We start from the raw sequence: 23,894 nt of genomic DNA on the forward strand, positions 1-23,894 counted from the left end.
GATTCTCTGCTTCCCATGCGCATCGTCCTCATCACCGGCATCTCCGGCTCAGGCAAGTCCGTCGCGCTGAACGCGCTCGAAGACGCAGGCTACTACTGCGTCGACAACCTGCCGCCGCACGTGCTCCCCGAACTCGCCCGCTACCTGGCCGACGGCGGCCAGCACCGGCTCGCGGTCGCGATCGATGCGCGTTCGAGCGCATCGCTGGACGAAATGCCCGGCCTGATCCGCTCGCTGTCGCTCGAGCACGATGTCCGCGTGCTGTTCCTCAACGCAAGCACGCAGGCGCTGATCCAGCGCTTCTCCGAAACGCGCCGGCGCCACCCGCTGTCCGGCTCGCCGTCGCACGACGCGAACGTCGGGCTGCTGTCGTCGCTCGAGGAAGCGATCGAGCGCGAACGCGAGCTGGTCGCGCCGCTCGCCGAATTCGGCCACCAGATCGATACGAGCACGCTGCGCGCGAACGTGCTGCGCACGTGGGTCAAGCGCTTCATCGAGCAGAAGAACAACGACCTGATGGTGATGTTCGAGTCATTCGGCTTCAAGCGCGGCGTGCCGCTCGATGCCGACCTGATGTTCGACGTGCGCGCGCTGCCCAATCCGTACTACGACCATGAGCTGCGCCCGCTCACCGGGCTGGACCAGCCGGTCATCGCCTTTCTCGACGCACTGCCGATCGTCCACCAGATGATCGACGACATCCATGCGTTCCTGATGAAATGGCTGCCGCACTTTCGTGAAGACAACCGCAGCTACCTGACCGTCGCCATCGGCTGCACGGGCGGTCAGCATCGCTCGGTGTTCATCGCGGAAACGCTCGCCGCGCGCCTCGTGCACGATGCGAACGTGATCGTGCGGCATCGTGACGCGCCGGTGGATGTCGACGCGTCGTCGCGGCTCGTCACCGAGGTCGAACGACCTTAGCGACACCGCCCTCTCGCCGGCGCGCCATGTCCACCCTATCGACCACCCTGATCGACCTGCCGCTGTTTCCGCTGCATACGGTGCTGTTCCCCGGTGGCTTGCTGCCGCTCAAGGTATTCGAGGCGCGCTATCTCGACATGTCGCGCGCGTGCCTGCGCGACGACGCACCGTTCGGCGTGTGCCTCCTGAAGAGCGGGCCCGAAGTCGCGCAGGACGGCGCCGTGTCGGTGCCCGAGACGATCGGCTGCATGGCGCGCATCACCGAGTGCGACACCGGCGAATTCGGGATGCTGTACCTGCAGGCGATCGGCACGCAGCGATTCGAGTTGCTGTCGTATCGCGTCGAAAGCAACGGGCTGCTGGTCGGGATCGCGGAGCCGCTGCCCGACGACATCCCGCTCGAAGGCGAACAGGCGCTCGCGCAATTCGGCTCGTGCGCCGAGGTGCTCGAGCGCATCATCGAAGCGCTGAAGAAGTCCGAACCGGACAAGATGCCGTTCGGCGAACCGTTCCGCCTCGACGACCCGAGCTGGGTGTCGAACCGCCTCGCGGAACTGCTGCCGCTCGACCTGCGCGCACGGCAGAAGCTGATGGAGTTTCCGGATGTCGGCGCGCGGATCGACGCCGTGCACCACGTGCTCGACCGGCACGGCTGGCTGTAAGGCGCGGCCGGCCAGCCGCGTCGCACCGGCGTCGCCGGGCGGATCATCCTGACGGGCGAGCCGACCGCGTCGGCGCGGCACTTCCGTAAGCACGGCCCGCGCCGCGCCCTTTCCCCATCGTTACAGCAGCGACCCGCTCAGCGCATCGAGCAGCTTGCGCACGGGCGCCGGTACGCCGTACGCATCGAGCCCGGCGAGCGGCACCCACGCCGTCTCGGCATCCCGTGCATGCGCGAGCGGAAGGCCGCCGTTCGTCATGTCGCTCAGCCGCGGCTCGATCTCGAGCCGGAAATGCGTGAACGTGTGCGTGAACGGCGCGAGCGGCACCGGGCCGCCGCCGCCGAAGCCACGCGCGAGTTCCGCGAGCGCCGCATCGCCGTCCGCCTGCGGCAGGCACCACAGGCCGCCCCAGATGCCGGCCGGCGGACGCCGTTCGAGCAGCACGGCGTCGCCGTCGCGCAGCACGAGCATCCAGGTCTTGCGCGTCGGCACGGCCTTCTTCGGCCGCGCGGCCGGCAGTTCGCGCTGGCGGCCCGTCGATTGCGCGACGCAGTCGCCCGCGAACGGGCAGCGCGCGCAATCCGGCTTGCCGCGCACGCACAGCGTCGCGCCGAGATCCATCAGCCCCTGCGTATAGGCACTCACGTCGGCCGCGTTCGCGGCATCCGGCAGCAGCGATTCGGCCAGCGCCCACATGTCGTTCTCGACGCGCTTCTCGCCCGGAAAGCCTTCGACGCCGAACACGCGCGCCAGCACGCGCTTCACGTTGCCGTCGAGGATCGTCGCGCGTGCACCGTATGCGAACGACGCGATCGCCGCGGCTGTCGAACGGCCGATGCCGGGCAGTTCGGCGAGCGCTTCCGGCGTCGACGGGAATACGCCGCCATGCTCGGCGACGACGACCTGCGCGCAGCGGTGCAGATTGCGCGCGCGCGAGTAGTAGCCGAGCCCGGCCCACAGCGCCATCACGTCGTCGGACGGCGCGGCCGCGAGCGCGGCGACGTCGGGAAAGCGCTCGAGAAAGCGCGTGTAATAGGGGACGACGGTCGAGACCTGCGTCTGCTGCAGCATGATTTCCGACAGCCAGATCCAGTAGGGATCGCGGGTGTTCTGCCACGGCAGGTCGTGGCGGCCGTGCACGCGCTGCCAGGCGATCAGGCGCGTGGCGAACGTGCGATGCAGCGGCGTGACTGGGAACGGAGCGGGGGCGATGCGGGGCGGCTTCAAGTGTTCGAATCTTCGGAAAAAGGTTGCAACGCGGGGCTCAACGCTGGCAGGTCGGGCAGTAATAGGTCGAACGCTGACCCTGCACGATCTGGCGGATCGGCGTGCCGCAGACGCGGCAAGGCAGCCCCGCACGGTCGTAGACGAAGCAGTCGAGCTGGAAATAGCCGCTTTCGCCGTTGCTGCCGACGAAATCGCGCAGCGTGCTGCCGCCGCGCTCGATCGCGTCGGCGAGCGTCGCGCGCACCGCGTCGGCCAGCCGCTCATAGCGTGGCAGCGACACCTTGCCGGCGGCGGTCGTCGGCCGGATGCCCGCGCGAAACAGGCTCTCCGACGCATAGATGTTGCCGACGCCGACGACCATGTCGCCCGCGAGCAGCGCCTGCTTGACCGACACCGTGCGGCCGCGCGTGCGTGCGTGCAGCAGCGCGCCGGTGAACGCCGGCGAGAACGGCTCGACGCCGAGGCTCGCGAGCAGCGGATGCGCATGCACGTCGCCGGCTTCGCGCGGGTGCCACAGCACGGCGCCGAAACGGCGCGGATCGCGGAACCGCAGCACGAATTCGTCGAAGATCCAGTCGATGTGGTCGTGTTTCGCAGCCACCGGCACGCCGGCCGCGGGCAGCACGCGCAGCGTGCCCGTCATCCCAAGATGGACAATGAACCAGCCTGCGTCGACCTCGAACAGCAGATACTTGCCGCGACGCTCGACGGCGAGCACCTCGCGCGCGCGCAACTGCTCGGCGAGCCCCGCCGGCACGGGCCAGCGCAGCATCGCGGTACGGACGTCGACACGCTCGACGCGGCGGCCCGCGACAAAGGGCTCGATGCCCCGGCGCGTGACTTCGACTTCTGGCAACTCTGGCATGTTCTACGGGTCTGAAACTGGATTCACGATCGTGCGTGTATTGTAGCGAGCGCGTTACAATCGGTTGAAACATCGAACGGATTTCCATGACCCTGCCCTCGAAGCTGCTTCTGAAGCGCCCCGCCGCCGAGCGCGGCGTGCGTGCCTTCCCGGTCCGCCGTGCGCTCGGCGCCGCGCTGTTCGCCGCCTGGACCCTCACCGCCATCCCGGCTCACGCGCAGGATCCGGCATCGGACGACGCGGAGCCGCAGGGCGCGTTCGAGCACGTGATGCCGGACGAGCAGAAGAATCTCCCGGGCGTCCCGCTGACGAGCCAGATCGTCTACCAGGTACTGGCCGCCGAAGTCGCGCTTCAGCGCAACCAGCCGGCGCCTGCCTACCAGACCTACCTCGCGCTCGCCCGCGACACGCGCGATCCGCGCATGGCGCAGCGTGCGACCGAGATCGCGCTCGGCGCGCAAAGCCCGGCCGACGCGCTGTCCGCGGCCAATCTCTGGCGCCAGTACGCACCGGATTCGAACCGCGCATCGCAAGTCGACGCCGCGCTGCTGGTGCTCGCCGGCAAGCCGGCCGACGCGCAGCCGATGCTCGCGCGCGAACTGGCCCGCGCGACCGGCGAAACGCGCGGCCCCGCGATCCTCGCGCTGCAGGCGCTGCTGGTGCGCGGCGCGGACCGCGTCGGCGGCCTCGCGGTGCTGAAGGACATGCTGAAGAACGACATGAGCCGTCCCGAGGCGCAGCTCGCGATCGCGCGGCAGCAGCTCGCGGTCGACGACAAGGAAGGCGCCGCGCAGTCGCTGAAGCAGGCGCTGCAGATCCGCCCCGACTATCTGCCGGCGGCGCTGATGCTGTCGCAGATGGGGCCTGCCGAGCGCGCGGCCGGCATCACGTCGTTCGAGAAATATGTTCAGCAGAATCCGAAGTCGCGCGATGCGCGCCTCGCACTGTCGCAGCTCTACCTCGCCGACGACCGCCTCGACGACGCGCAGAAGCAGTTCGAGACGATGCGCAAGCTCGACGCGAAGGACCCGACGCCGCTGATGGCGCTCGCGCTGATCAAGATCCAGCAGAAGAAACTCGACGACGCGAACGCGTACCTGAAGCAGTACGTGCAGCTCGGCAACAAGCAGCCGAACCTCGACGTCGGCCAGGGCTACATCTACCTCGCGCAGATCTCGATCGAACAGGGCAATGACGCGCAGGCGTCGCAATGGCTCGACAAGGTCGACCAGACGAGCCAGCACTACCTGCCCGCGCAGATCACGCGCGCGCAGCTCCTGCAGAAACAGGGCAAGACCGACGAGGCCCGCAAGGTGCTCGACGACCTGCCGATCAGCGATCCGCGCGATGCGGCCGTGGTCGCACGCACCGACGCGTCGATCCTGTTCACCGCGAAGCGCTATCCGGAAGCCGAGGCGCGACTCGCGCAGGCAGTCCAGGACTTCCCGGACGATCCCGACCTGCGCTACGACTACGCGATGGCAGCCGAGAAGACGGGCCACTACGCTGCAATGGAAAAGCAGCTGCGCGAGCTGATGCGCACGCAGCCCGACAACCCGCAGGCGTACAACGCGCTCGGCTATTCGCTGGCCGATCGCAACCAGCGCCTGCCCGAAGCCAGCAAGCTGATCGACAAGGCGCTGTCGCTCGCGCCGAACGACGCGTACATCATGGACAGCCTCGGCTGGGTGAAGTACCGGATGGGCGACGCGGCCGGCGCGGCGAAGGTGCTGCGGCGCGCGTACGAGCTGCAGCCGAACGCCGAAATCGGCGCGCACCTCGGCGAAGTGCTGTGGAAGAGCGGCGCGCAGGACGACGCGCGCACCGCGTGGCGTGCCGCACAGAAGCTCGAGCCCGACAACGACACGCTCGTGCAGACACTCAAGCGCCTGCAGATCAACGGCCTCTGATGCGAATGTTCCCGATGCTTTCCCTGTCTTCCCGCGCGCTGCGCACGCTGGCCGCGGCCGGCGCCGCGCTCGCGCTCGCCGGCTGCGCGAGCACGCCGCCGTCGGCGAATGCGCCGGCGGGCGCGGTGCTGCAGACGGCCGCGACGCACGCGTACCACGGCCGTTTCGCGGTGCAGTACAACGATCGCCTCGGCCGACCGCAGAACGTGTACGGCAACTTCGACTGGCAGGAGTACGGCGACGACGTGTCGCTGGAGCTGCGCAGCCCGCTCGGCCAGACGCTCGCGGTCGTGAAATCGACACCGCAGGCCGCGTCGCTCGAACTGCCGAACCGTCAGCCGCAATACGCGACGGACGTCGGCGAGCTGATGCAGAACACGCTCGGCTTCTCGCTGCCGCTGGCGGGCCTGCGCTACTGGCTGCTGCCGACGCCCGCGCCCGCGACGCCCGCGCAGACGGTGCGCGACCCGGCCGACGCGACGCACGTCAAGCAGATCCGCCAGGACGGCTGGACGATCGACTATCTCGCCTACGCGGACGCACCGGCCACGGGCGTCAAACGCGTCAACCTCGTGCGCGCGACGCCGCCGCTCGACATCAAGCTCGTGCTCGACCAGTAAGCACGTGAACCTAGCCCCGACATACGCATGACCGATTCGACCCGCTCGCTGCGCAACTGCCTTGCGCCCGCGAAACTCAACCTGTTCCTGCACATCACCGGCCGCCGCCCGAACGGCTATCACGATCTGCAGAGCGTGTTCCAGCTGCTGAACTGGGGCGACACGCTGCATTTCACGCTGCGCGACGACGGTCGCGTCGCACGCGTCACCGACGTGCCGGGCGTGCCCGAGGAAAGCGATCTCGTCGTGCGCGCGGCCAACCTGCTGAAAACGCACACGGGCACCGCGGCCGGCGTCGACATCGAGATCGACAAGCGCCTGCCGATGGGCGCGGGCCTCGGCGGCGGCAGCTCGGATGCGGCAACGACGCTGCTCGCGCTGAACCGCCTGTGGCAACTGAACCTGCCGCGCGCGGAACTGCAGTCGCTCGCTGTGAAACTCGGTGCCGATGTTCCGTTTTTTGTTTTTGGAAAAAATGCGTTCGCAGAGGGTATCGGAGAAGAATTAGCTGAGGTAGAATTGCCGACTCGCTGGTTTTTGGTTGTGACGCCGCGAGTTCATGTCCCCACCGCTGAAATTTTTTCAGATGAGTTGTTGACAAGAGATACAAAGCGAGTCACAATTACAGACTTTCTTGCACAGCAAAACAGCGATGCGGGATGGCCAGACAGCTTCGGCCGGAACGATATGCAGCAAGTTGTGACAAGTAAGTACGCGGAAGTTGCGCAGGTGGTCAAATGGTTGTATAATGTGACCCCCGCGAGGATGACCGGCTCCGGAGCAAGCGTGTTTGCAGCGTTTCATAGCAAGCATGAGGCAGAAGCGGCGCAAGCCAAGCTGCCCACCGGTTGGAACGGTGCAGTTGCCGAGAGCCTGAACGAGCATCCGCTCTTCGCTTTCGCGTCATGAAGTTTTGCTTTGCCGGATGGCCTACAAGTCCGGTGAAGTTATCAGTTGAGTGTAGGGGAGTCGCCAAGTTGGTCAAGGCACCGGATTTTGATTCCGGCATGCGAGGGTTCGAGTCCTTCCTCCCCTGCCAAAAATTTTCCCGCATTTCCCGCCTAAGCCTGAAGCAGGTGCACGATGAGCAGCCACAGCCATGATGGCTTGATGGTCTTTACTGGCAACGCGAATCCCGCGCTCGCCCAGGAAGTCGTCAATATCCTTGGAATCCCCCTCGGCAAAGCAATGGTCAGCCGTTTCTCCGACGGTGAGATCCAGGTCGAGATCCAGGAAAACGTGCGCGGCAAGGACGTCTTCGTCCTGCAATCCACGTGCGCGCCGGCCAACGACAACCTGATGGAACTGATGATCATGGTCGATGCGCTCAAGCGCGCATCCGCCGGCCGGATCACCGCTGCCATCCCCTACTTCGGCTATGCCCGCCAGGACCGACGCCCGCGTTCGGCGCGCGTCGCGATCTCGGCGAAGATCGTCGCGAACATGCTGGAAATCGCCGGCGTCGAGCGGATCATCACGATGGATCTGCACGCCGACCAGATTCAAGGCTTCTTCGACATCCCGGTCGACAACATCTACGCAACGCCGATCCTGCTGGGTGACCTGCGCAAGCAGAACTACTCGGATCTGCTCGTCGTGTCGCCGGACGTCGGCGGCGTGGTCCGCGCCCGGGCACTCGCGAAGCAACTCAACTGCGATCTCGCGATCATCGACAAGCGTCGCCCGAAGGCGAACGTCGCCGAAGTGATGAACATCATCGGTGAAGTCGAAGGCCGCACCTGCGTGATCATGGACGACATGGTCGATACGGCCGGCACGCTCTGCAAGGCCGCGCAAGTGCTGAAGGATCGCGGTGCGAAGCAGGTGTTCGCGTACGCGACGCACCCGGTTCTGTCGGGTGGCGCCGCCGAGCGTATCGCCGCATCGGCACTCGACGAGCTGGTCGTCACCGATACGATCCCGCTGTCGGCCGAGTCGCTGTCCTGCTCGAAGATCCGCTCGCTGACGAGCGCGAGCCTGCTGGCAGAAACGTTCTCGCGGATTCGCCGCGGCGACTCGGTGATGTCGCTGTTCGCCGAATCCTGATCGCGGAACGACACGATATAGCATGCGCAGAAAGCGAAGCGGCAACGCTTCGCTTTTTGCACAATCGGACGGGATAGACGAAACCCCGTCCGTTTCATCGGGGGCCGCCATTTCGCCGGCCCCGTTTTACTGCCTGGTCGCGGGCAGCAAATGGAGAATCACATGAAAGTCGTCGCTTTCGAGCGCCAACAGCAAGGTACGGGTGCGAGCCGCCGCCTGCGCAACGCCGGTAAGACCACGGGTATCGTCTACGGTGGCGAAGCAGCCCCGCAAAAGATCGAACTGGATCACAACGCGCTGTGGCACGCCCTGAAGAAGGAAGCCTTCCACTCGTCGATCCTCGACCTGGAAGTCGCTGGCCAGTCGCAACAGGTTCTGCTGCGCGACGTGCAATACCACCCGTTCAAGCAACTCGTGCTGCACGTGGACTTCCAGCGCGTCGACGCGAAGAAGAAGCTGCACACGAAGGTGCCGCTGCACTTCCTGAACGCTGAAGTCAGCCCGGCAGTGAAGCTGTCGAGCGCAATCGTCTCGCACGTCGCGACGGAAATCGAAGTCGAGTGCCTGCCGTCGGCTCTGCCGGAATTCCTCGAAGTCGATCTGTCGAAGATCGAAGCAGGTCAGTCGCTGCACGCGAAGGACATCGCACTGCCGAAGGGCGTGACGCTGGTCGCGCACGTCGACGCGGAAAACCCGGTTGTCGCATCGGCGACGGTCCCGGCCGGTGCCGTGTCGGACGCAGCAGGCGAAGGCGAAACGCCGGCTGCCTAAGCGGCTGCCCACGCGCCATTCGATCCGTTTCGCGAAACGGTCGATGCAACCCGCCGCGGCTTGCCCGGCGGGTTTTTCTTTTTCTGCGCCCAGGCGGGCGCTGCCGCCTACGAAACGTCATGATCAAACTGATCGTCGGCCTCGGCAATCCCGGGGCGGAATACACCGCGACGCGCCACAACGCCGGCTTCTGGCTGATCGACCAGCTCGCCCGCGAAGCCGGCACGACGCTGCGCGACGAGCGCCGCTTTCACGGCTTCTACGCAAAAGCGCGCCTGCACGGCGAGGAAGTCCACCTGCTGGAGCCGCAAACCTACATGAACCGCTCCGGCCAGTCGGTCGTCGCGCTCGCGAATTTCTTCAAGATCCTGCCCGACCAGATCCTCGTCGCCCACGACGAACTCGATCTGCCGCCCGGCACGGTGAAGCTGAAGCTCGGCGGCGGCAGCGGCGGCCACAACGGCCTGAAGGACATCTCCGCGCATCTGTCGTCGCAACAGTACTGGCGCCTGCGCATCGGCATCGGCCATCCGCGCGACCTGATTCCGGAAGGCGCGCGCGCCGGCGCGAAACCCGACGTCGCGAACTTCGTGCTGAAGCCGCCGCGCCGCGAGGAGCAGGACGTGATCGACGCATCGATCGAACGCGCGCTCGCCGTGATGCCGATGGTCGTCAAGGGCGAACTCGACCGCGCGACGATGCAGCTGCATCGCAACTGAACCCGCGCTGCACCGGTGCGGTGCAATGTGCCGCCGGTTGCGCCGGCCAGCGCCGCCCTGCCGCGCAATTGCGCACTGCAACGCCCACATGCGGTAATCTGGTCGCTTTTGCCCGTCAGGAGCCAAGCGGTGAGCCGTTACTGGAGCGACGTCGTTCAGCAACTCGTGCCTTACGTGCCGGGCGAACAGCCCGCGCTCGCACACCCCGTCAAGCTGAACACCAACGAGAATCCCTATCCGCCTTCGCCGCGCGTCGTCGCGGCGATCGCACGCGAACTCGGCGATACCGGCGACACGCTGCGCCGCTATCCCGATCCGCTCGCGCGCGCACTGCGCGAGACGGTCGCGGCCCATCACCGCATCAAGCCCGAACAGGTCTTCGTCGGCAACGGCTCCGACGAAGTCCTCGCGCACGCATTCCAGGCCCTGCTCAAGCATGACCGGCCGCTGCGCTTTCCCGACATCTCGTACAGCTTCTACCCGACCTACGCGCGCCTGTATGGCGTAGAAACTTCGATCGTGCCGCTCGCCGACGACTTCTCGATCCGGGTCGAAGACTATCTCGACGACGCGGGCGGCGTGCTGTTCCCGAACCCGAACGCGCCGACCGGGCGCGCGCTGCCGCTCGCGGACATCGAGCGGATCGCGGCCGCGAACCCGTCGTCGGTCGTGCTGATCGACGAGGCGTATGTCGATTTCGGCGCGCAATCCGCGATCGCGCTGATCGACCGCCATCCGAACCTGCTCGTCGTGCACACGACGTCGAAGGCGCGCTCGCTCGCTGGCATGCGCGTCGGCTTCGCGTTTGGCGATGCCGCGTTGATCGACGCACTGAACCGCGTGAAGGACAGCTTCAATTCCTATCCGCTCGACCGGCTCGCGCAGGCCGCGGCGCAGGCGGCATACGAAGATACCGACTATTTCGGCGCGACCTGCCGGCGCGTGATCGACAGCCGCACGCGGCTCACGCACGCGCTCGAGGCGCTCGGTTTCGAGGTCGTGCCGTCGGCCGCGAACTTCGTGTTCGCGCGCCATCCCGCGCACGATGCGGGGACGATCGCGGCAAGGCTGAAGGATCGGGAAATTTTCGTGCGGCACTTCCGGGCGCCGCGCATCGACCAGCACTTGCGCATCACCGTCGGTACCGACGCCGAATGCGACGCGCTCGTCGCGGCATTGCGCGCGCTGATCGGCTGAAACGGTAGCGGAAGCTGAAATGGAACCGGCGCCGAACGGCGCCGGCCAAGGAAATCGTGACGTCGTGACGCGCGCGACGTCACCAGCGCGTCACTGCGCGTCGTCGCCCTTCGCGGCGGTCAACGCGTGATACTTCGCCATCAACTGCGCGTGCGATTCGTCGTGCTGCGGATCGCGCGGAATGCATTCGACCGGACACACCTGCTGGCACTGCGGCTCGTCGAAATGGCCGACGCACTCGGTGCACTTGTTCGGGTCGATCACGTAGATATCCGGGCCCATCGAAATCGCGCCGTTCGGGCACTCGGGCTCGCACACGTCGCAATTGATGCACTCGTCGGTAATCATCAAAGACATACTGATCTCACTTCTTCAGGCCGGCGGCCGGCTTCACGACGAAACCGGCCGGCGCCGCGTTACGCGGCCGGGCCTCCCATCGCAGTGACTTTCTCGGTCAGCCACTTCTCGACGGACGGGAACACGAACTTGCTGACATCGCCGCCCAACTGCGCGATTTCGCGCACGATCGTCCCCGAGATGAACTGGTACTGATCGGACGGCGTCATGAACATCGTCTCGACGTCGGGCAACAGATAGCGGTTCATCCCCGCCATCTGGAACTCGTATTCGAAATCGGACACGGCACGCAGGCCGCGCACGATCACGCGCGCGTTGTTGATGCGGACGAAATCCTTCAGCAGGCCCGTGAAACTCATGACCTTCACGTTCGGATAATGACCAAGCACCTCGTTCGCAATCGTCAGACGTTCTTCCAGCGAGAAGAACGGCTTCTTCGCGCGGCTGTCGGCGACACCCACCACCAGCGTATCAAAAATGCTCGACGCACGCCGCACGAGGTCTTCGTGCCCGCGCGTCAGCGGATCGAACGTACCGGGATACACGGCGACTACCATGTCGCTCCTCCTGTCATCACGCAAACGGGGTGGCAGCCGTGCGACGCGCACGCCACTGCCGAGATGGGCATGCGTCGCCTTTGCCGCGCGCCGCCTCGTATGGAACGCGCATTATTCATCATTTTCGCGCCGCAGCAAATGATAGTGAACCGCACCGGCCTTGCCGTGCTTCACCACCTGCCAGCCGGCCAGTGCGTCGTGCGCGGCCGGGTCGAGCTCCGCCCCCGTTTCGACGTACAGCGCGCCATCCGGAGAGACGAGCGGCGCCGCCAGCGCGATCGCGCGATCGAGCACGGCCGGCTCGCCGAACGGCGGATCGAGGAACACGACGTCGAACGCGCCCGGGGTCAGCCCGGCCGCGAGCCGCAGCGCGTCGGCTTCCGCGACCTCGACCGAGCGTGCGCCGAGCTTGTCCTTGATCGTGCGCAGCTGCTGCGCCGCGCGCGGGTGGCGCTCGACCATCACGACGCTCGTCGCGCCGCGCGACGCGGCCTCGAAGCCGAGCGCGCCGGTGCCCGCGAACAGGTCGAGGCAGCGCCGGCCTTCGAGATCCTGGCCGAGCCAGTTGAACAGGGTCTCGCGCACGCGATCGGGCGTCGGCCGCAGGCCGTCGAGATCGAGCACGGCGAGCGGCGTGCGTTTCCAGTCACCGCCGATGATGCGGATCGTGTGCGGCTTGCCGCGGCCGGCGGGGGCCGCCGGGCGGCCGGAAGAGGAACGGGACATACGGAATATCGACAACGGAGGGAACGGGTGCGCACGCGGGCGCACCGCCAAACAGGCGCACGTTACCACAGCGGCGGCACCGACTGACGCGAGTGCCTCGCCGCACTGATAAAATGCACGGTTTCGGCCGCCGTGCGCACGCGCGACGGCCTCTCCGGCGCTCCGCCCTGGCGGCGCCCCGCCCTCTTCCCGACGTCAGACCATGTTCAGCTTCTTCAAACGATTCAAGAAAACGCAGGAGCCCGACTCCGCGGAATCGCAATCAGCCGACGCGCCGCAACCGGACGAGCCGTCCGACGCGCCCGCGCCCGCCCCCGAGCCCCGCCGGGCGGTCGAAGCACCGCAAGCGCCCGCGCAGCCGCGACAGGCCGCGCCGGCCGTCGTGATGACGGTCACGCCGACCAACGACGGCAGCGACGAAGTCGTCGAAGCGGTCGAGATCGTGCCGCCGCCGACGCAGGACGCGTCCGCGAAGAAGTCGTGGCTCGCGCGCCTGAAGTCGGGGCTCGCGAAGACCGGCTCGAGCATCACCGGCGTGTTCGTCAACACGAAGATCGACGAGGATCTGTACGAGGAGCTCGAAGCCGCGCTGCTGATGTCCGACGCCGGCGTCGACGCGACCGAGTACCTGCTCGGCGCGCTGCGCGAGAAGGTGCGCGCGGGCCGGCTGACCGATCCGCAGCAGGTGAAGGGCGCGCTGCACGACCTGCTCGTCGAACTGCTGACGCCGCTCGAGAAGTCGCTGATGCTCGGTCGCGCGCAACCGCTCGTGATGATGATCACGGGCGTGAACGGCGCGGGCAAGACCACCAGCATCGGCAAGCTCGCGAAGCACCTGCAGAGCTTCGACCAGTCGGTGCTGCTGGCCGCGGGCGACACGTTCCGCGCGGCCGCGCGCGAACAGCTGGCGGTCTGGGGCGAGCGCAACAACGTGACGGTCGTCCAGCAGGAAAGCGGCGACCCGGCCGCGGTGATCTTCGACGCGGTCAGCGCCGCGCGCGCCCGCAAGATCGACGTGATGATGGCCGACACGGCCGGCCGCCTGCCGACGCAGCTGCACCTGATGGAAGAACTGAAGAAGGTGAAGCGCGTGATCTCGAAGGCGCACGACGGCGCGCCGCACGAGGTGCTGCTCGTGATCGACGCGAACACGGGCCAGAACGCGCTCACGCAGGTGAAGGCCTTCGACGATGCGCTCGGCCTCACGGGCCTGATTGTCACGAAGCTCGACGGCACCGCCAAGGGCGGGATCCTCGCCGCGATCGCGCGGCAGCGCCCGGTGCCCGTCTACTTCATCGGCGTCGGCGAGAAGGTCGAGGACCTGCAGCCGTTCAACGCAGTGGAATTCGCGGACGCGCTGCTCGGCTGAACGCCGCCGGCCCGCATCGCACGGGGCGCCTCCGGGCGCCCTTTTTTCATGCGCGGCCGGCAGCCGTCAGCCGGAAGCCGGCGGCCCCGCGACGTCATTCGATGTCATTCGGCGTCGGGCTGCACGCCAGGCTCGGCGGCCTTGAACGCATCGAGCGTCGACGCATGATCGGCGATCCGCTGGATCGTCGGAAAGCGCGTCGTGTCGATCGAGAAACGGTTCGCGTTGAACACCTGCGGCACGATGCAGATATCGGCGAGCGTCGGCGTGTCGCCGAAACACAGCTTGCCGGTGCGCGGATCGCTCGCGAGGCGCGTCTCGAGCGACGCGAAACCCGCCTCGATCCAGTGCCGGTACCATTCGTTCTTCGCTTCCTCCGGCACCTTCAGCGTGTGCTTCAGGTATTTCAGCACGCGCAGGTTGTTCAGCGGATGGATCTCGCACGCGACCTGCAGCGCGATCGCCCGCACATACGCGCGGTCGACCGGCGCCTTCGGCAGCAGCGCGGGTTCGGGATGTGTTTCCTCGAGATATTCGATGATCGCGAGCGATTGCTGCAGCGTGGCATCGCCGTCGATCAGCGTCGGCACGACGGCATCCGGATTCACCGCGCGATACGCGTCCTTCAGTTGCTCGCCGCCGTCGCGCAGCATGTGCACGGGGACCGTGTCGAACGGCAGCTGCTTCAGGTTCAGGGCGATCCGCACGCGGTACGACGCGGAACTGCGGAAATAGCTGTAAAGCTTCATGGGTGTCTCTCTGTTGGTCGTATTCGGCCGGTAACGGCGCCTGCAGCGCACGCACGGCACCGTCGGGAACCCGAGTTTAGCGCGCCGCGCGGCGGCGGCGGCGCGCGCAGCCGCGCTTGGGCGAGCCGCGCCCATGCGATACTCGGGGCATTCCTTACCGCTCACCGCGCGGCCCGATGCCCGGCCGCCCGCCCCACGCCCCGATGACCGCTCCCCACGACTCCGCCGCCTCGCCGTTCCCCTGCGCCCGCTTCATCAAGGAAATCGGCCGCGGCCCGAACGGCGCACGCGCGCTGTCCGCCGAAGACACGTTCGAGCTCTATCGCGCGATGCTCGACGCGCGCGTGTCGGACGTCGAACTCGGCGCGATCCTGATCGCGTATCGCCTGAAGGGCGAAAGCGCCGACGAACTGTCTGCGATGCTCGCCGCCGCACAGGCGTCGTTCGAACCGGTGCACGTGCAGGACGCCGCCTTCCGCCCGGTGTCGATCCCGAGCTACAACGGCGCGCGCAAGCAGCCGAACCTGGTGCCGCTGCTCGCGCTGCTGCTCGCGCGCGAAGGCGTGCCGGTGCTCGTGCACGGCGTCGAGCGCGATCCGGGTCGCGTGACGAGCGCGGAGATCTTCTCGGCGCTGTCGATCGCGCCGTCGAAGTCGCACGACGCGATCGAGGACATGCTCGCCGAGCGCCGCGTCGCGTTCGCGCCGATCGACGCGCTGGCGCCGCGCATCGGGCGCCTGCTGGCGCTGCGCGGCGTGCTCGGCGTGCGCAACTCCACGCACACGCTCGTGAAGATCCTGCAGCCGTTCGCACCGGCCGGGCTGCGGCTCGTCAACTACACGCATCCGCCGTACCGCGACAGCCTCGCACAACTGTTCCGCGATCATCCGGACGCCGCGCTCGGCGGTGCGCTGCTCGCGCGCGGCACCGAAGGCGAAGCGGTGGCCGACACGCGGCGCCAGGTGCAAGTCGACTGGCTGCACGACGGCGTGTGCGACACGCTGATCGAGCCCGAGCGCTCGTCGAGCGACGCACCGCCCGTCGCGCTGCCCGAATCGCGCGACGCGGCGACCACGGCCGCGTGGACGGACGCCGTGCTGCGCGGCGAAGTTCCGGTGCCGGACGCGCTTGCGCGGCAGGTCGACACGATCGTGCGGATCGCCCGGATCGCACCCTGACCGGCATCCCGGGCCGGCGTGCTGTCGCGCCGGCCTTTCAACCGACCATTTGACACGCCCCCGCATCCTGGCATAGAGTTGTCGCCATGCGTTCCTTTCCGAACACCCTCCGAATTACCTCCGGCCGCCTAGCGCGGTCGCTATCGCTACGACTAGCCTAAGGCTGTCCTAGCGCCGTGTGCTGTCCGCACGGTCCCTCCCTGCAGTTCCTCGCAGCACCCTTCTCGCAGTTTTTACAACCCGAAGTCGTCAGCATTCGTCCGTCTATCCGTCGGTCGATTCGCGAAGATCATCCGCATCCGCAGCGCGTTTCCGGCGCCACGGTGCGAGGCAGCGCCTACCGTCGCCCATGCCGCCCGTCTTCGCTCGCGACTTGAGACCCGAGGTCCAGAAGATGAAGCGCAACCCGCAAGACAAGTATCGTCCGTTCGAACCCGTCCGCATCAATGGCCGCCGCTGGCCGACCCGCACCATCGAGCGTGCGCCGGTCTGGATGAGCACCGACCTGCGCGACGGCAACCAGTCGCTGATCGAGCCGATGAGCATCGAACAGAAGCTGGAGTTCTTCGACATGCTGGTCGCGATCGGTTTCAAGGAGATCGAAGTCGGGTTTCCGTCGGCGTCGCAAACCGACTTCGATTTCGTCCGCAAGCTGATCGACGAGAAGCGGATCCCCGACGACGTGACGATCGAAGTGCTCGTGCAGTCGCGCGAAGACCTGATCGCGCGCACCTTCGACGCGCTCGACGGCGTGCCGCGCGCGATCGTGCACCTGTACAACGCGATCTGCCCGTCGTTCCGGCGCATCGTGTTCGGGATGTCGAAGGACGACGTGAAAGCGCTCGCGGTCGACGGCACGCGACTCATCAAGGAACACGCGGCGGCCCGCCCGGACACGCACTGGACCTATCAGTACTCTCCTGAAACCTTCAGCATGACCGAGCTGACGTTCGCGCGCGAAGTATGCGACGCGGTCGCGCAGGCGTGGCGTCCGACCCGCGATCACAAGATGATCGTCAACCTGCCGGCGACCGTCGAAGCCGCGAGCCCGAACGTGTTCGCCGACCAGATCGAGTGGATGGACCGCAACCTCGCGTATCGCGACAGCATCGTGCTGTCCGTGCATCCGCACAACGATCGCGGCACCGCGGTTGCCGCCGCCGAACTCGCGCTGCTCGCGGGCGCCGACCGCATCGAGGGCTGCCTGTTCGGCAACGGCGAGCGCACCGGCAACGTCGACCTCGTCACGCTCGCGCTGAACCTCTATACGCAGGGCATCGACCCGGGCCTCGATTTCTCCGACATCGACGCGGTGCGCCGCGTGGTCGAGCGCTGCAACCAGATTCCGGTGCATCCGCGCCATCCGTACGCGGGCGACCTCGTGTTCACCGCGTTCTCCGGCTCGCACCAGGACGCGATCCGCAAGGGCTTCGCGCAGCAGCGCCCCGACGCGGTGTGGGAAGTGCCGTACCTGCCGATCGACCCGGCCGACCTCGGCCGCAGCTATGACGCGGTGATCCGCGTGAACAGCCAGTCCGGCAAGGGCGGCGCGACTTTCCTGCTCGAACGCGGGATGGGCTTCACGCCGACGCGCCGCGTGCAGATCGAATTCAGCCACGCGGTGCAGACGCTCGCCGACGCATCCGGCGAGGAAGTGACCGGCGACGCGATCTGTGCGCTGTTCGCGCGCGAATTCTTCGAGACCGACGGCCCGGCCGCGCGCCACGGCAACGGCGCACGCTGGCAGAACCGCGACATCGCGAGCGCGCCGCCGGCCGATGCGACGCCCGAAGACGCCGTGCAACGCGTGGCCGCTGCCTTCGCGACGGCAGCCGGCGCGACGATCGACGTCGCCTCGTGCGAACACGCGCGCACGACGGACGGCCGGATCGCGGTATCGGTCGGCTGCCGGGTCGGCGACGCGCCGCTGCGGCATGGTGTCGGGGTGCACGACGACGCGGCGAGCGCCGCGCTCGATGCGGTCGTCAGCGCGATCAACCGCTCGGCCTGGCATTGCGCCGACCGCCGTGCGGCGGCCTGACGGCAGATTTCGCTTCAGGGTTCGAACGTCAGCGAGCGGTGCGTGACCGCCCGTGCGCCGCGCGATCCGCGCCGCACGGGCCAATGAAAAGCGGCCCAGAAGGCCGCTTCGGTCGGGACATGAAAAGGAGCGCCAGGCGCGCTCATGTCTCGGTCGCGCACCGCGTCGCCTGCCACGCGAGCAGGCGCCAGTGGCCCTGCTCATGCGTGTGGACGGCCGTATAGGCGATCGGAAACACCAGCCCGCCGTTGTTCGTTTCCATCTCGATCAACGCGCGCCCGGTGACGACGCAGGTCGCGTCGCCGACGGGCAGCAGGTCCTGCGACTGGATTTCGATCTGGCGATAGCGGCGGCGGCCGGCGACGATGGCGTCGATGAACTGCTGCTTGGTTTCGCGTTTGCCGTTGGTGTGCACGAAGAACACCTTGTCCGACAATTGCGCGTCGAGCGCCTCGCCGTCTCCGTCGACCATCGCCCGGAACCGATCGCGCTCGAGTGCGCGAATCGCATCGACCACCTTCGCCATCGCCTGACTCCTCGGCAACGCGCCCGCCATGCGCCGGCGTGCGGATCAGAAGTTGTACTGCACGTAGAACTGGTGGAAATTTATACCAGGATTCGGCTCTTTGATACCCGCGTTAGACACATGTTGAAAACGGTAACCGACCTGATACTGTTGCCGTTCTCCGAACTGGGCGCCAACGCCGGCGATGTCCACGAACTGGAACGACGTCGCCAGCGACAGATTGTTGGAGATCGTCGGGGAAGTCAGGAAGCGGATGCCGGCACCGGCCTCGATGAACGGACGCACCTGGCCCGCGCTCTTGATGAAGCGGAACATCGGCTGCGCGCCGAATTCGCCGATGCTGCCATGCACATTGCCGCCCGTATGCCAGTAGCCGGCGTGCCCTTCCACCACGAACGCGAAGTGCCAGCCGCCGATTTCCCACCAGTTCCAGCCCGGATCCCACACGACGCCGAGATCGCCCTTGTCGATCCCGTGGCGATCGGAAAACCCGCCGCCGGCCTGGATTCCCCATCGATCCGCGAACGCGGCACCCGATCCGCCCAGCAGCGACGCCGCCAGCAGCGCGTGCAGCGCAAGCCGACTATGGGGCCGGCGATTCTTCTTATTGTTCATCTGACACTCCAACTTTGTGGGTTGAATGGAGCCTTGCCGCAGCGGCCGGGCCCGAGCGAACTGAATGGTATGGTAAAGGACTTTTCGGATCGGCATCGCGAAGCGAAATTGTTTGCTTCCAAAACTACAAAAATCGAAATCGTCTACTGATTACCATCAGAAACAATGGCTTACGGAACTTCCCCCCGCCAGCCCGGTCGCAAATTAGACTATCGACTCGACAAGTTCGATAGAAAACCGGGAACTTGGATGCCCCCGTGCCCTCTAAGGAATTAGCACTCGGATTACGGGAGTGCTAAGATGGGCCCCGGAATCTCATCCGAGACCAGGGGTTTGTCCCTGATTCCAAAGGAGTTTTTTAGTGAGCCACGCCCTGACCCTTCCGAATACCCTGAGCCCGACGCCGGCCAAGGCCGAATCGGCAGGCTCGCTGGCGCTCGCGACTCAATCGATGTTGCCGGGCCAGCTTGGCAACATCGACGCGTATATCCAGGCCGTCAACCGGATCCCGCTGCTGAGCGCCGAAGAGGAACGCCAGTACGCGACCGAATTCCGCGAAGACAACAACCTCGACTCGGCACGCCGCCTCGTGCTGTCGCACCTGCGGCTCGTCGTGTCGATCGCGCGCAACTATCTCGGTTACGGCCTGCCGCACGGCGACCTGATCCAGGAAGGCAACATCGGCCTGATGAAGGCAGTGAAGCGTTTCGACCCGGCGCAAAACGTGCGTCTGGTGTCGTACGCGATCCACTGGATCAAGGCCGAGATCCACGAGTACATCCTGCGCAACTGGCGGATGGTGAAGGTCGCGACGACGAAGGCTCAGCGCAAGCTGTTCTTCAACCTGCGCAGCCACAAGAAGAGCATGCAGGCGATGACGCCGGAGGAAATCGACGGCCTCGCGCAGGAGCTCAACGTCAAGCGCGAAGACGTGACCGAAATGGAAACGCGCCTGTCGGGCGGCGACATCGCACTCGAGGGCCAAGTGGAAGACGGCGAGGAGTCGTACGCGCCGATCGCTTACCTGGCCGATTCGCACAACGAGCCGACCGCCGTGCTCGCCGCGCGTCAGCGCGACATGCTGCAGACGGACGGCATCGCGCAGGCGCTCGAGGCGCTCGACGCACGCAGCCGCCGAATCATCGAGGCGCGCTGGCTAAACGTCGACGACGACGGCTCGGGCGGCTCGACGCTGCACGATCTCGCGGCCGAGTTCGGCGTATCGGCGGAACGCATCCGCCAGATCGAAGCGAGCGCCATGAAGAAGATGCGCACCGCACTTGCCGAATACGCCTGAATCCGCGATTTAGAGCGCTTCACCCAAAACCGCTGCCCGCCCGGCAGCGGTTTTTTTTCGTCTGTCGTTTTTAGCCTCGATCGCGTCTGATTAATCGACCTTGTTGATCGGGTATCGGGCGAATTCCGGCCCCTTCCGCATAACCTTGATCTGCCTCAAGTTTCGACACGCGCTTCGCGACGGTCTGCCGCATCGCCGCACTCGGCATCGGAAAGCCGGCATTTTAAAATTGGCATGTCGGCTCAAAAGGATTAAAACAGCTTAACTGCCGTCATAAATCCGACGTAAAGTCGCCCCAAAACCGATGTAAATCGATTCAGGATAATCACCTTGATCTCGATCAATAAAGCGCCTGCGCCGCGTCCCCCGCAGGCCACAGGCTGCGGCTGGCGCGCACGCATCGCCGCGTGGGCGCGCGGGCCGACCCTCATGCGCGACATCACGCTGGTGCTGATCGTCAAGCTGATCCTCCTGATGTCGCTCAAATACGCATTCTTCAATCATCCGCAGGCCGAGCACATGTCGCTGCCGCCTGCCGTCGTCGCCGAGAAGCTGCTCTCGGTGCCGGCGCCTGCATCCACCGAGGGAGACCACCATGATAAGTAGCGAAGTCGTCGATCTGTCGCGTCTGCAGTTCGGCATCACGGCGCTCTACCACTTCCTGTTCGTGCCGCTGACGCTCGGCCTGTCCTGGCTGCTCGTCATCATGGAAGCCGTCTACGTGATGACCGGCAAACAGGTCTACAAGGACATGACGCAGTTCTGGGGCAAGTTGTTCGGGATCAACTTCGCGATGGGCGTGACGACCGGCATCACGCTCGAATTCCAGTTCGGCACGAACTGGTCGTACTACTCGCACTATGTCGGCGACATCTTCGGCGTGCCGCTCGCGGTCGAGGGCCTGATGGCGTTCTTCCTCGAATCGACGTTCGTCGGCCTGTTCTTCTTCGGCTGGAACCGCCTGTCGAAGGTCAAGCACCTGATGGTCACGTTCCTCGTCGCACTGGGCTCGAACCTGTCCGCGCTGTGGATCCTCGTCGCGAACGGCTGGATGAACAACCCGGTCGGCGCCGAGTTCAACTACCAGACGATGCGCATGGAGTTGACGAACCTGTTCGACGTGCTGTTCAACCCGGTCGCGCAGGTAAAGTTCGTGCACACCGTGTCGGCCGGCTACGTGACGGCCGCGATGTTCGTGCTCGGCATCTCGTCGTGGTATCTGCTGAAGAAGCGCGACACCGATTTCGCGCTGCGCTCGTTCGCGGTCGCGGCCGGCTTCGGTCTCGCGTCGACGCTTTGCGTGATCGTGCTCGGCGACGAGTCGGGCTATACGACCGGCGAAGTGCAGAAGATGAAGCTCGCCGCGATCGAATCGGAATGGGAAACCCAGCCGGCGCCGGCGTCGTTCACGCTGATCGGCATTCCGAACCAGAAGGAAGAGCGCACCGACTACGCGATCAAGATCCCGTACGCGCTCGGCCTGATCGCGACGCGCTCGATCGACGAGCCGGTGATCGGCCTGCGCGAGCTCGCGAAGCGCAGCGAGGAGCACATCCAGAGCGGGATGGTCGCGTACGGCGCATTGCAGAAGATCAAGCAGGGCGACACGAGCGACGCGACCCGCGCATTGTTCGACCAGCACAAGCAGTATCTCGGCTACGGGCTGATGCTCAAGCAGTTCACGCCGAACGTGGTCGACGCGACGCCGGAGCAGATCCAGGCCGCCGCGAAGAAGACCATCCCGCCGGTCGCGCCCGTGTTCTTCTCGTTCCGGATCATGGTGTTCCTCGGCTTCCTGTTCCTCGCGACCTTCGTCGCCGCGTTCTGGTTCTGCGCGCGCCGCGAGCTGCTGCAGGACAACCGTCGCTGGTTCCTGCGCTATGCGGTGTGGGCGATCCCGCTGCCGTGGCTCGCCGCGGAATTCGGCTGGGTCGTCGCCGAGCTCGGTCGCCAGCCGTGGACGATCGCGGGCATCCTGCCGACGCATCTGTCCGCGTCCAGCCTGACGTCGACGGACCTGTACCTGAGCCTCGCCGGTTTCATCGCGTTCTACACGGCACTGTTCGTCATCGAGATCAAGCTGATGTTCAAGTACGCGCGCCTCGGCCCGTCGTCGCTGCATACCGGCCGCTATCACCACGAACTCGCCGCAGCCGGCGAGCGTGCCGCGGTTTGAGCACGCCCCCGCAACGGAACAAGGAATCGCTATGGACTATGCAACTCTCAAGCTGATCTGGTGGCTGCTCGTCGGCGTGCTGCTGATCGGCTTCGCCGTCACCGACGGCTTCGACATGGGCGCGACCGCGCTGCTGCCGTTCCTCGGCAAGACCGACGAGGAACGCCGCATCATCGTCAACACGGTCGGCGCGACGTGGGAAGGCAACCAGGTGTGGCTGATCACGGCCGGCGGCGCGATGTTCGCCGCCTGGCCACTCGTCTATGCCGCATCGTTCTCCGGCTTCTACTTCGCGATGCTGCTCGTGCTGTTCGCGCTGTTCTTCCGGCCGGTCGGCTTCGACTATCGCAGCAAGCGGCCCGACCCGCGCTGGCGCGCGGGCTGGGACTGGGGCCTGTTCGTCGGCGGTTTCGTGCCGGCGCTGGTGTTCGGCGTCGCGTTCGGCAACCTGCTGCAGGGCGTGCCGTTCAAGTTCGACAGCGACCTGCGCGTCACCTACTACGGCGGCTTCTGGGCGCTGCTGAACCCGTTCGCGCTGCTCTGCGGGCTCGTCAGCCTCACGATGCTGGTCGCGCACGGCGCGGCATTCATCAAGATGAAGACCGACGGCGTGATCGCACGCCGCGCGTCGATCGCGCTGCGGGTGTCGGCGCTCGTCGCGGTCGTGCTGTTCGTGCTGGCCGGCGTGCTGATCGCGTCGACCATCGGCGGCTTCCACATCACGCACGCCGCGCCGACCGACACGGTCGCGAACCCGCTGCTGAAGGACGTGGCGGCCGGCTCGGGCCTGTGGCTCGCGAATTACGGCGAGTATCCGTGGATGATCGCGGCGCCGGTCGTCGGGATCGCGGGCGGCCTGCTCGCGCTGCTGCTCGCCGGCTCGAAGCAGGAAAAGACGGCGTTCTTCTGCACCGGCCTGATGATCGCCGGCGTGATCCTGACCGCGGGCTTCTCGATGTTCCCGTTCATCATGCCGTCGTCGCTCGACCCGCGCAGCAGCCTGACCGTGTGGGATTCGACGTCGAGCCACATGACGCTGCAGGTGATGCTGTTCGCGGTGATCGTGTTCCTGCCGATCGTCCTGCTCTATACGAGCTGGGTGTACCGCGTAATGCGCGGCAAGGTCACGCACCAGTCGCTCGAAGAGAACAAGCACTCGATGTATTGAACCCGGCCGGGGCGCGCACGCGCCCTCGCCCACCGTTTCGCAAGGAGTCGGATCATGTGGTACTTCAGCTGGATTCTCGGTATCGGCGTCGCGCTGTCGTTCGGCATCGTCAACGCGATGTGGCTCGAAGCGCGGCAGAAGCCGCAGGAAGCGCCGGTGCGCGCACGCCGCGACTGACCGCTCATATGCGGCGG

Annotated in this window: 25 protein-coding genes and 1 tRNA gene; 18 read left to right on the plus strand and 8 right to left on the minus strand. The window is 66.3% G+C overall.

Features of this window, described 5'->3' with window-relative positions:
* Positions 1 to 15: 15 nt before the first annotated feature.
* Together rapZ and U4Z64_RS04310 are read left to right on the plus strand one after the other, a co-directional pair.
* Positions 16 to 924, plus strand: coding sequence for an RNase adapter RapZ (gene rapZ, locus U4Z64_RS04305; RefSeq protein WP_044847465.1), 909 nt, complete (start codon positions 16 to 18; stop codon positions 922 to 924).
* A 26-nt stretch (positions 925 to 950) separates the two neighbouring features.
* Positions 951 to 1,586 carry an LON peptidase substrate-binding domain-containing protein gene (locus U4Z64_RS04310; protein ID WP_124486506.1) on the plus strand — a complete coding sequence of 212 codons (636 nt, stop codon included), beginning with the start codon at positions 951 to 953 and terminating at the stop codon, positions 1,584 to 1,586.
* A gap of 120 nt (positions 1,587 to 1,706) precedes the next feature.
* Here the strand turns inward: U4Z64_RS04310 and mutY are convergent, their stop codons facing one another.
* Together mutY and mutM are read right to left on the minus strand one after the other, a co-directional pair.
* Positions 1,707 to 2,813, minus strand: a complete 1,107-nt coding sequence (gene mutY, locus U4Z64_RS04315; protein WP_321819333.1) for an A/G-specific adenine glycosylase — start codon at positions 2,811 to 2,813, stop codon at positions 1,707 to 1,709.
* Between the two features lie 37 nt (positions 2,814 to 2,850).
* Positions 2,851 to 3,678, minus strand: coding sequence for a bifunctional DNA-formamidopyrimidine glycosylase/DNA-(apurinic or apyrimidinic site) lyase (gene mutM, locus U4Z64_RS04320; RefSeq protein WP_044847468.1), 828 nt, complete (start codon positions 3,676 to 3,678; stop codon positions 2,851 to 2,853).
* A gap of 86 nt (positions 3,679 to 3,764) precedes the next feature.
* Between mutM and U4Z64_RS04325 the strand changes: the two genes are divergently transcribed.
* The 8 genes from U4Z64_RS04325 (at position 3,765) to hisC (ending at position 10,941) form a co-directional block, all read left to right on the plus strand.
* Positions 3,765 to 5,588: a tetratricopeptide repeat protein gene (locus U4Z64_RS04325; protein ID WP_321819334.1), complete on the plus strand. Its 1,824-nt coding sequence runs from the start codon at positions 3,765 to 3,767 to the stop codon at positions 5,586 to 5,588.
* Positions 5,588 to 6,208 carry a lipoprotein insertase outer membrane protein LolB gene (gene lolB, locus U4Z64_RS04330; RefSeq protein WP_321819335.1) on the plus strand — a complete coding sequence of 207 codons (621 nt, stop codon included), beginning with the start codon at positions 5,588 to 5,590 and terminating at the stop codon, positions 6,206 to 6,208. The genes U4Z64_RS04325 and lolB overlap by 1 nt, the downstream gene beginning before the upstream one ends.
* A gap of 27 nt (positions 6,209 to 6,235) precedes the next feature.
* Positions 6,236 to 7,117 carry a 4-(cytidine 5'-diphospho)-2-C-methyl-D-erythritol kinase gene (gene ispE, locus U4Z64_RS04335; protein WP_321800753.1) on the plus strand — a complete coding sequence of 294 codons (882 nt, stop codon included), beginning with the start codon at positions 6,236 to 6,238 and terminating at the stop codon, positions 7,115 to 7,117.
* Positions 7,118 to 7,170: 53 nt separating this feature from the next.
* A tRNA-Gln gene (locus U4Z64_RS04340) sits at positions 7,171 to 7,247 on the plus strand.
* Positions 7,248 to 7,291: 44 nt separating this feature from the next.
* Positions 7,292 to 8,254, plus strand: coding sequence for a ribose-phosphate pyrophosphokinase (locus tag U4Z64_RS04345; protein ID WP_044847472.1), 963 nt, complete (start codon positions 7,292 to 7,294; stop codon positions 8,252 to 8,254).
* Between the two features lie 162 nt (positions 8,255 to 8,416).
* Entirely contained in the window at positions 8,417 to 9,025 is a 609-nt protein-coding gene (locus U4Z64_RS04350; protein WP_044847489.1) for a 50S ribosomal protein L25/general stress protein Ctc, read from the plus strand.
* A 119-nt stretch (positions 9,026 to 9,144) separates the two neighbouring features.
* Positions 9,145 to 9,744: an aminoacyl-tRNA hydrolase gene (gene pth / locus U4Z64_RS04355; RefSeq protein ID WP_044847473.1), complete on the plus strand. Its 600-nt coding sequence runs from the start codon at positions 9,145 to 9,147 to the stop codon at positions 9,742 to 9,744.
* A gap of 129 nt (positions 9,745 to 9,873) precedes the next feature.
* Complete coding sequence (gene hisC / locus U4Z64_RS04360) at positions 9,874 to 10,941, plus strand: histidinol-phosphate transaminase (protein WP_321819336.1); 1,068 nt, start codon at positions 9,874 to 9,876, stop codon at positions 10,939 to 10,941.
* A gap of 90 nt (positions 10,942 to 11,031) precedes the next feature.
* Here hisC and U4Z64_RS04365 read toward each other — a convergent pair whose 3' ends face one another.
* The 3 genes from U4Z64_RS04365 to rsmD form a co-directional block, all read right to left on the minus strand.
* On the minus strand, positions 11,032 to 11,298 hold the full coding sequence (locus tag U4Z64_RS04365; protein WP_044847475.1) for a YfhL family 4Fe-4S dicluster ferredoxin: 267 nt from the start codon (positions 11,296 to 11,298) through the stop codon (positions 11,032 to 11,034).
* 59 nt (positions 11,299 to 11,357) lie between these two features.
* Positions 11,358 to 11,855, minus strand: coding sequence for a pantetheine-phosphate adenylyltransferase (coaD, locus tag U4Z64_RS04370; protein ID WP_044847476.1), 498 nt, complete (start codon positions 11,853 to 11,855; stop codon positions 11,358 to 11,360).
* A gap of 111 nt (positions 11,856 to 11,966) precedes the next feature.
* Entirely contained in the window at positions 11,967 to 12,581 is a 615-nt protein-coding gene (gene rsmD / locus U4Z64_RS04375; protein ID WP_044847477.1) for a 16S rRNA (guanine(966)-N(2))-methyltransferase RsmD, read from the minus strand.
* Between the two features lie 202 nt (positions 12,582 to 12,783).
* Between rsmD and ftsY the strand changes: the two genes are divergently transcribed.
* Complete coding sequence (gene ftsY, locus U4Z64_RS04380) at positions 12,784 to 13,950, plus strand: signal recognition particle-docking protein FtsY (protein WP_124486514.1); 1,167 nt, start codon at positions 12,784 to 12,786, stop codon at positions 13,948 to 13,950.
* Between the two features lie 104 nt (positions 13,951 to 14,054).
* On the opposite strand, the gene maiA is transcribed toward ftsY, so the two are convergent.
* Entirely contained in the window at positions 14,055 to 14,699 is a 645-nt protein-coding gene (maiA, locus tag U4Z64_RS04385; protein WP_044847479.1) for a maleylacetoacetate isomerase, read from the minus strand.
* Between the two features lie 203 nt (positions 14,700 to 14,902).
* Between maiA and ybiB the strand changes: the two genes are divergently transcribed.
* Both ybiB and leuA read left to right on the plus strand, forming a co-directional pair.
* Entirely contained in the window at positions 14,903 to 15,877 is a 975-nt protein-coding gene (ybiB, locus tag U4Z64_RS04390) for a DNA-binding protein YbiB (protein ID WP_321819337.1), read from the plus strand.
* Positions 15,878 to 16,271: 394 nt separating this feature from the next.
* On the plus strand, positions 16,272 to 17,918 hold the full coding sequence (gene leuA / locus U4Z64_RS04395) for a 2-isopropylmalate synthase (protein WP_321819338.1): 1,647 nt from the start codon (positions 16,272 to 16,274) through the stop codon (positions 17,916 to 17,918).
* 142 nt (positions 17,919 to 18,060) lie between these two features.
* On the opposite strand, the gene U4Z64_RS04400 is transcribed toward leuA, so the two are convergent.
* Positions 18,061 to 18,444, minus strand: coding sequence for a nuclear transport factor 2 family protein (locus U4Z64_RS04400; protein WP_057926513.1), 384 nt, complete (start codon positions 18,442 to 18,444; stop codon positions 18,061 to 18,063).
* A gap of 45 nt (positions 18,445 to 18,489) precedes the next feature.
* On the minus strand, positions 18,490 to 19,059 hold the full coding sequence (locus U4Z64_RS04405) for an acyloxyacyl hydrolase (protein WP_257773600.1): 570 nt from the start codon (positions 19,057 to 19,059) through the stop codon (positions 18,490 to 18,492).
* A 361-nt stretch (positions 19,060 to 19,420) separates the two neighbouring features.
* Between U4Z64_RS04405 and rpoH the strand changes: the two genes are divergently transcribed.
* The 5 genes from rpoH (at position 19,421) to cydX (ending at position 23,877) form a co-directional block, all read left to right on the plus strand.
* Positions 19,421 to 20,356, plus strand: coding sequence for an RNA polymerase sigma factor RpoH (rpoH, locus tag U4Z64_RS04410; RefSeq protein ID WP_044847484.1), 936 nt, complete (start codon positions 19,421 to 19,423; stop codon positions 20,354 to 20,356).
* Positions 20,357 to 20,686: 330 nt separating this feature from the next.
* Positions 20,687 to 20,962, plus strand: coding sequence for a cytochrome oxidase putative small subunit CydP (gene cydP / locus U4Z64_RS04415; RefSeq protein WP_044847485.1), 276 nt, complete (start codon positions 20,687 to 20,689; stop codon positions 20,960 to 20,962).
* Positions 20,952 to 22,532 carry a cytochrome ubiquinol oxidase subunit I gene (locus tag U4Z64_RS04420; protein WP_321800743.1) on the plus strand — a complete coding sequence of 527 codons (1,581 nt, stop codon included), beginning with the start codon at positions 20,952 to 20,954 and terminating at the stop codon, positions 22,530 to 22,532. The genes cydP and U4Z64_RS04420 overlap by 11 nt, the downstream gene beginning before the upstream one ends.
* 31 nt (positions 22,533 to 22,563) lie before the next feature.
* Positions 22,564 to 23,700 (plus strand): cytochrome d ubiquinol oxidase subunit II, encoded by a 1,137-nt coding sequence (gene cydB / locus U4Z64_RS04425; RefSeq protein ID WP_044847487.1) that lies wholly within the window; start codon positions 22,564 to 22,566, stop codon positions 23,698 to 23,700.
* 54 nt (positions 23,701 to 23,754) lie between these two features.
* Positions 23,755 to 23,877, plus strand: a complete 123-nt coding sequence (cydX, locus tag U4Z64_RS04430; RefSeq protein WP_006483737.1) for a cytochrome bd-I oxidase subunit CydX — start codon at positions 23,755 to 23,757, stop codon at positions 23,875 to 23,877.
* Positions 23,878 to 23,894 lie beyond the last annotated feature (17 nt).

The organism is Burkholderia sp. BCC1996 (assembly GCF_905339955.1).
Lineage (GTDB): Bacteria > Pseudomonadota > Gammaproteobacteria > Burkholderiales > Burkholderiaceae > Burkholderia.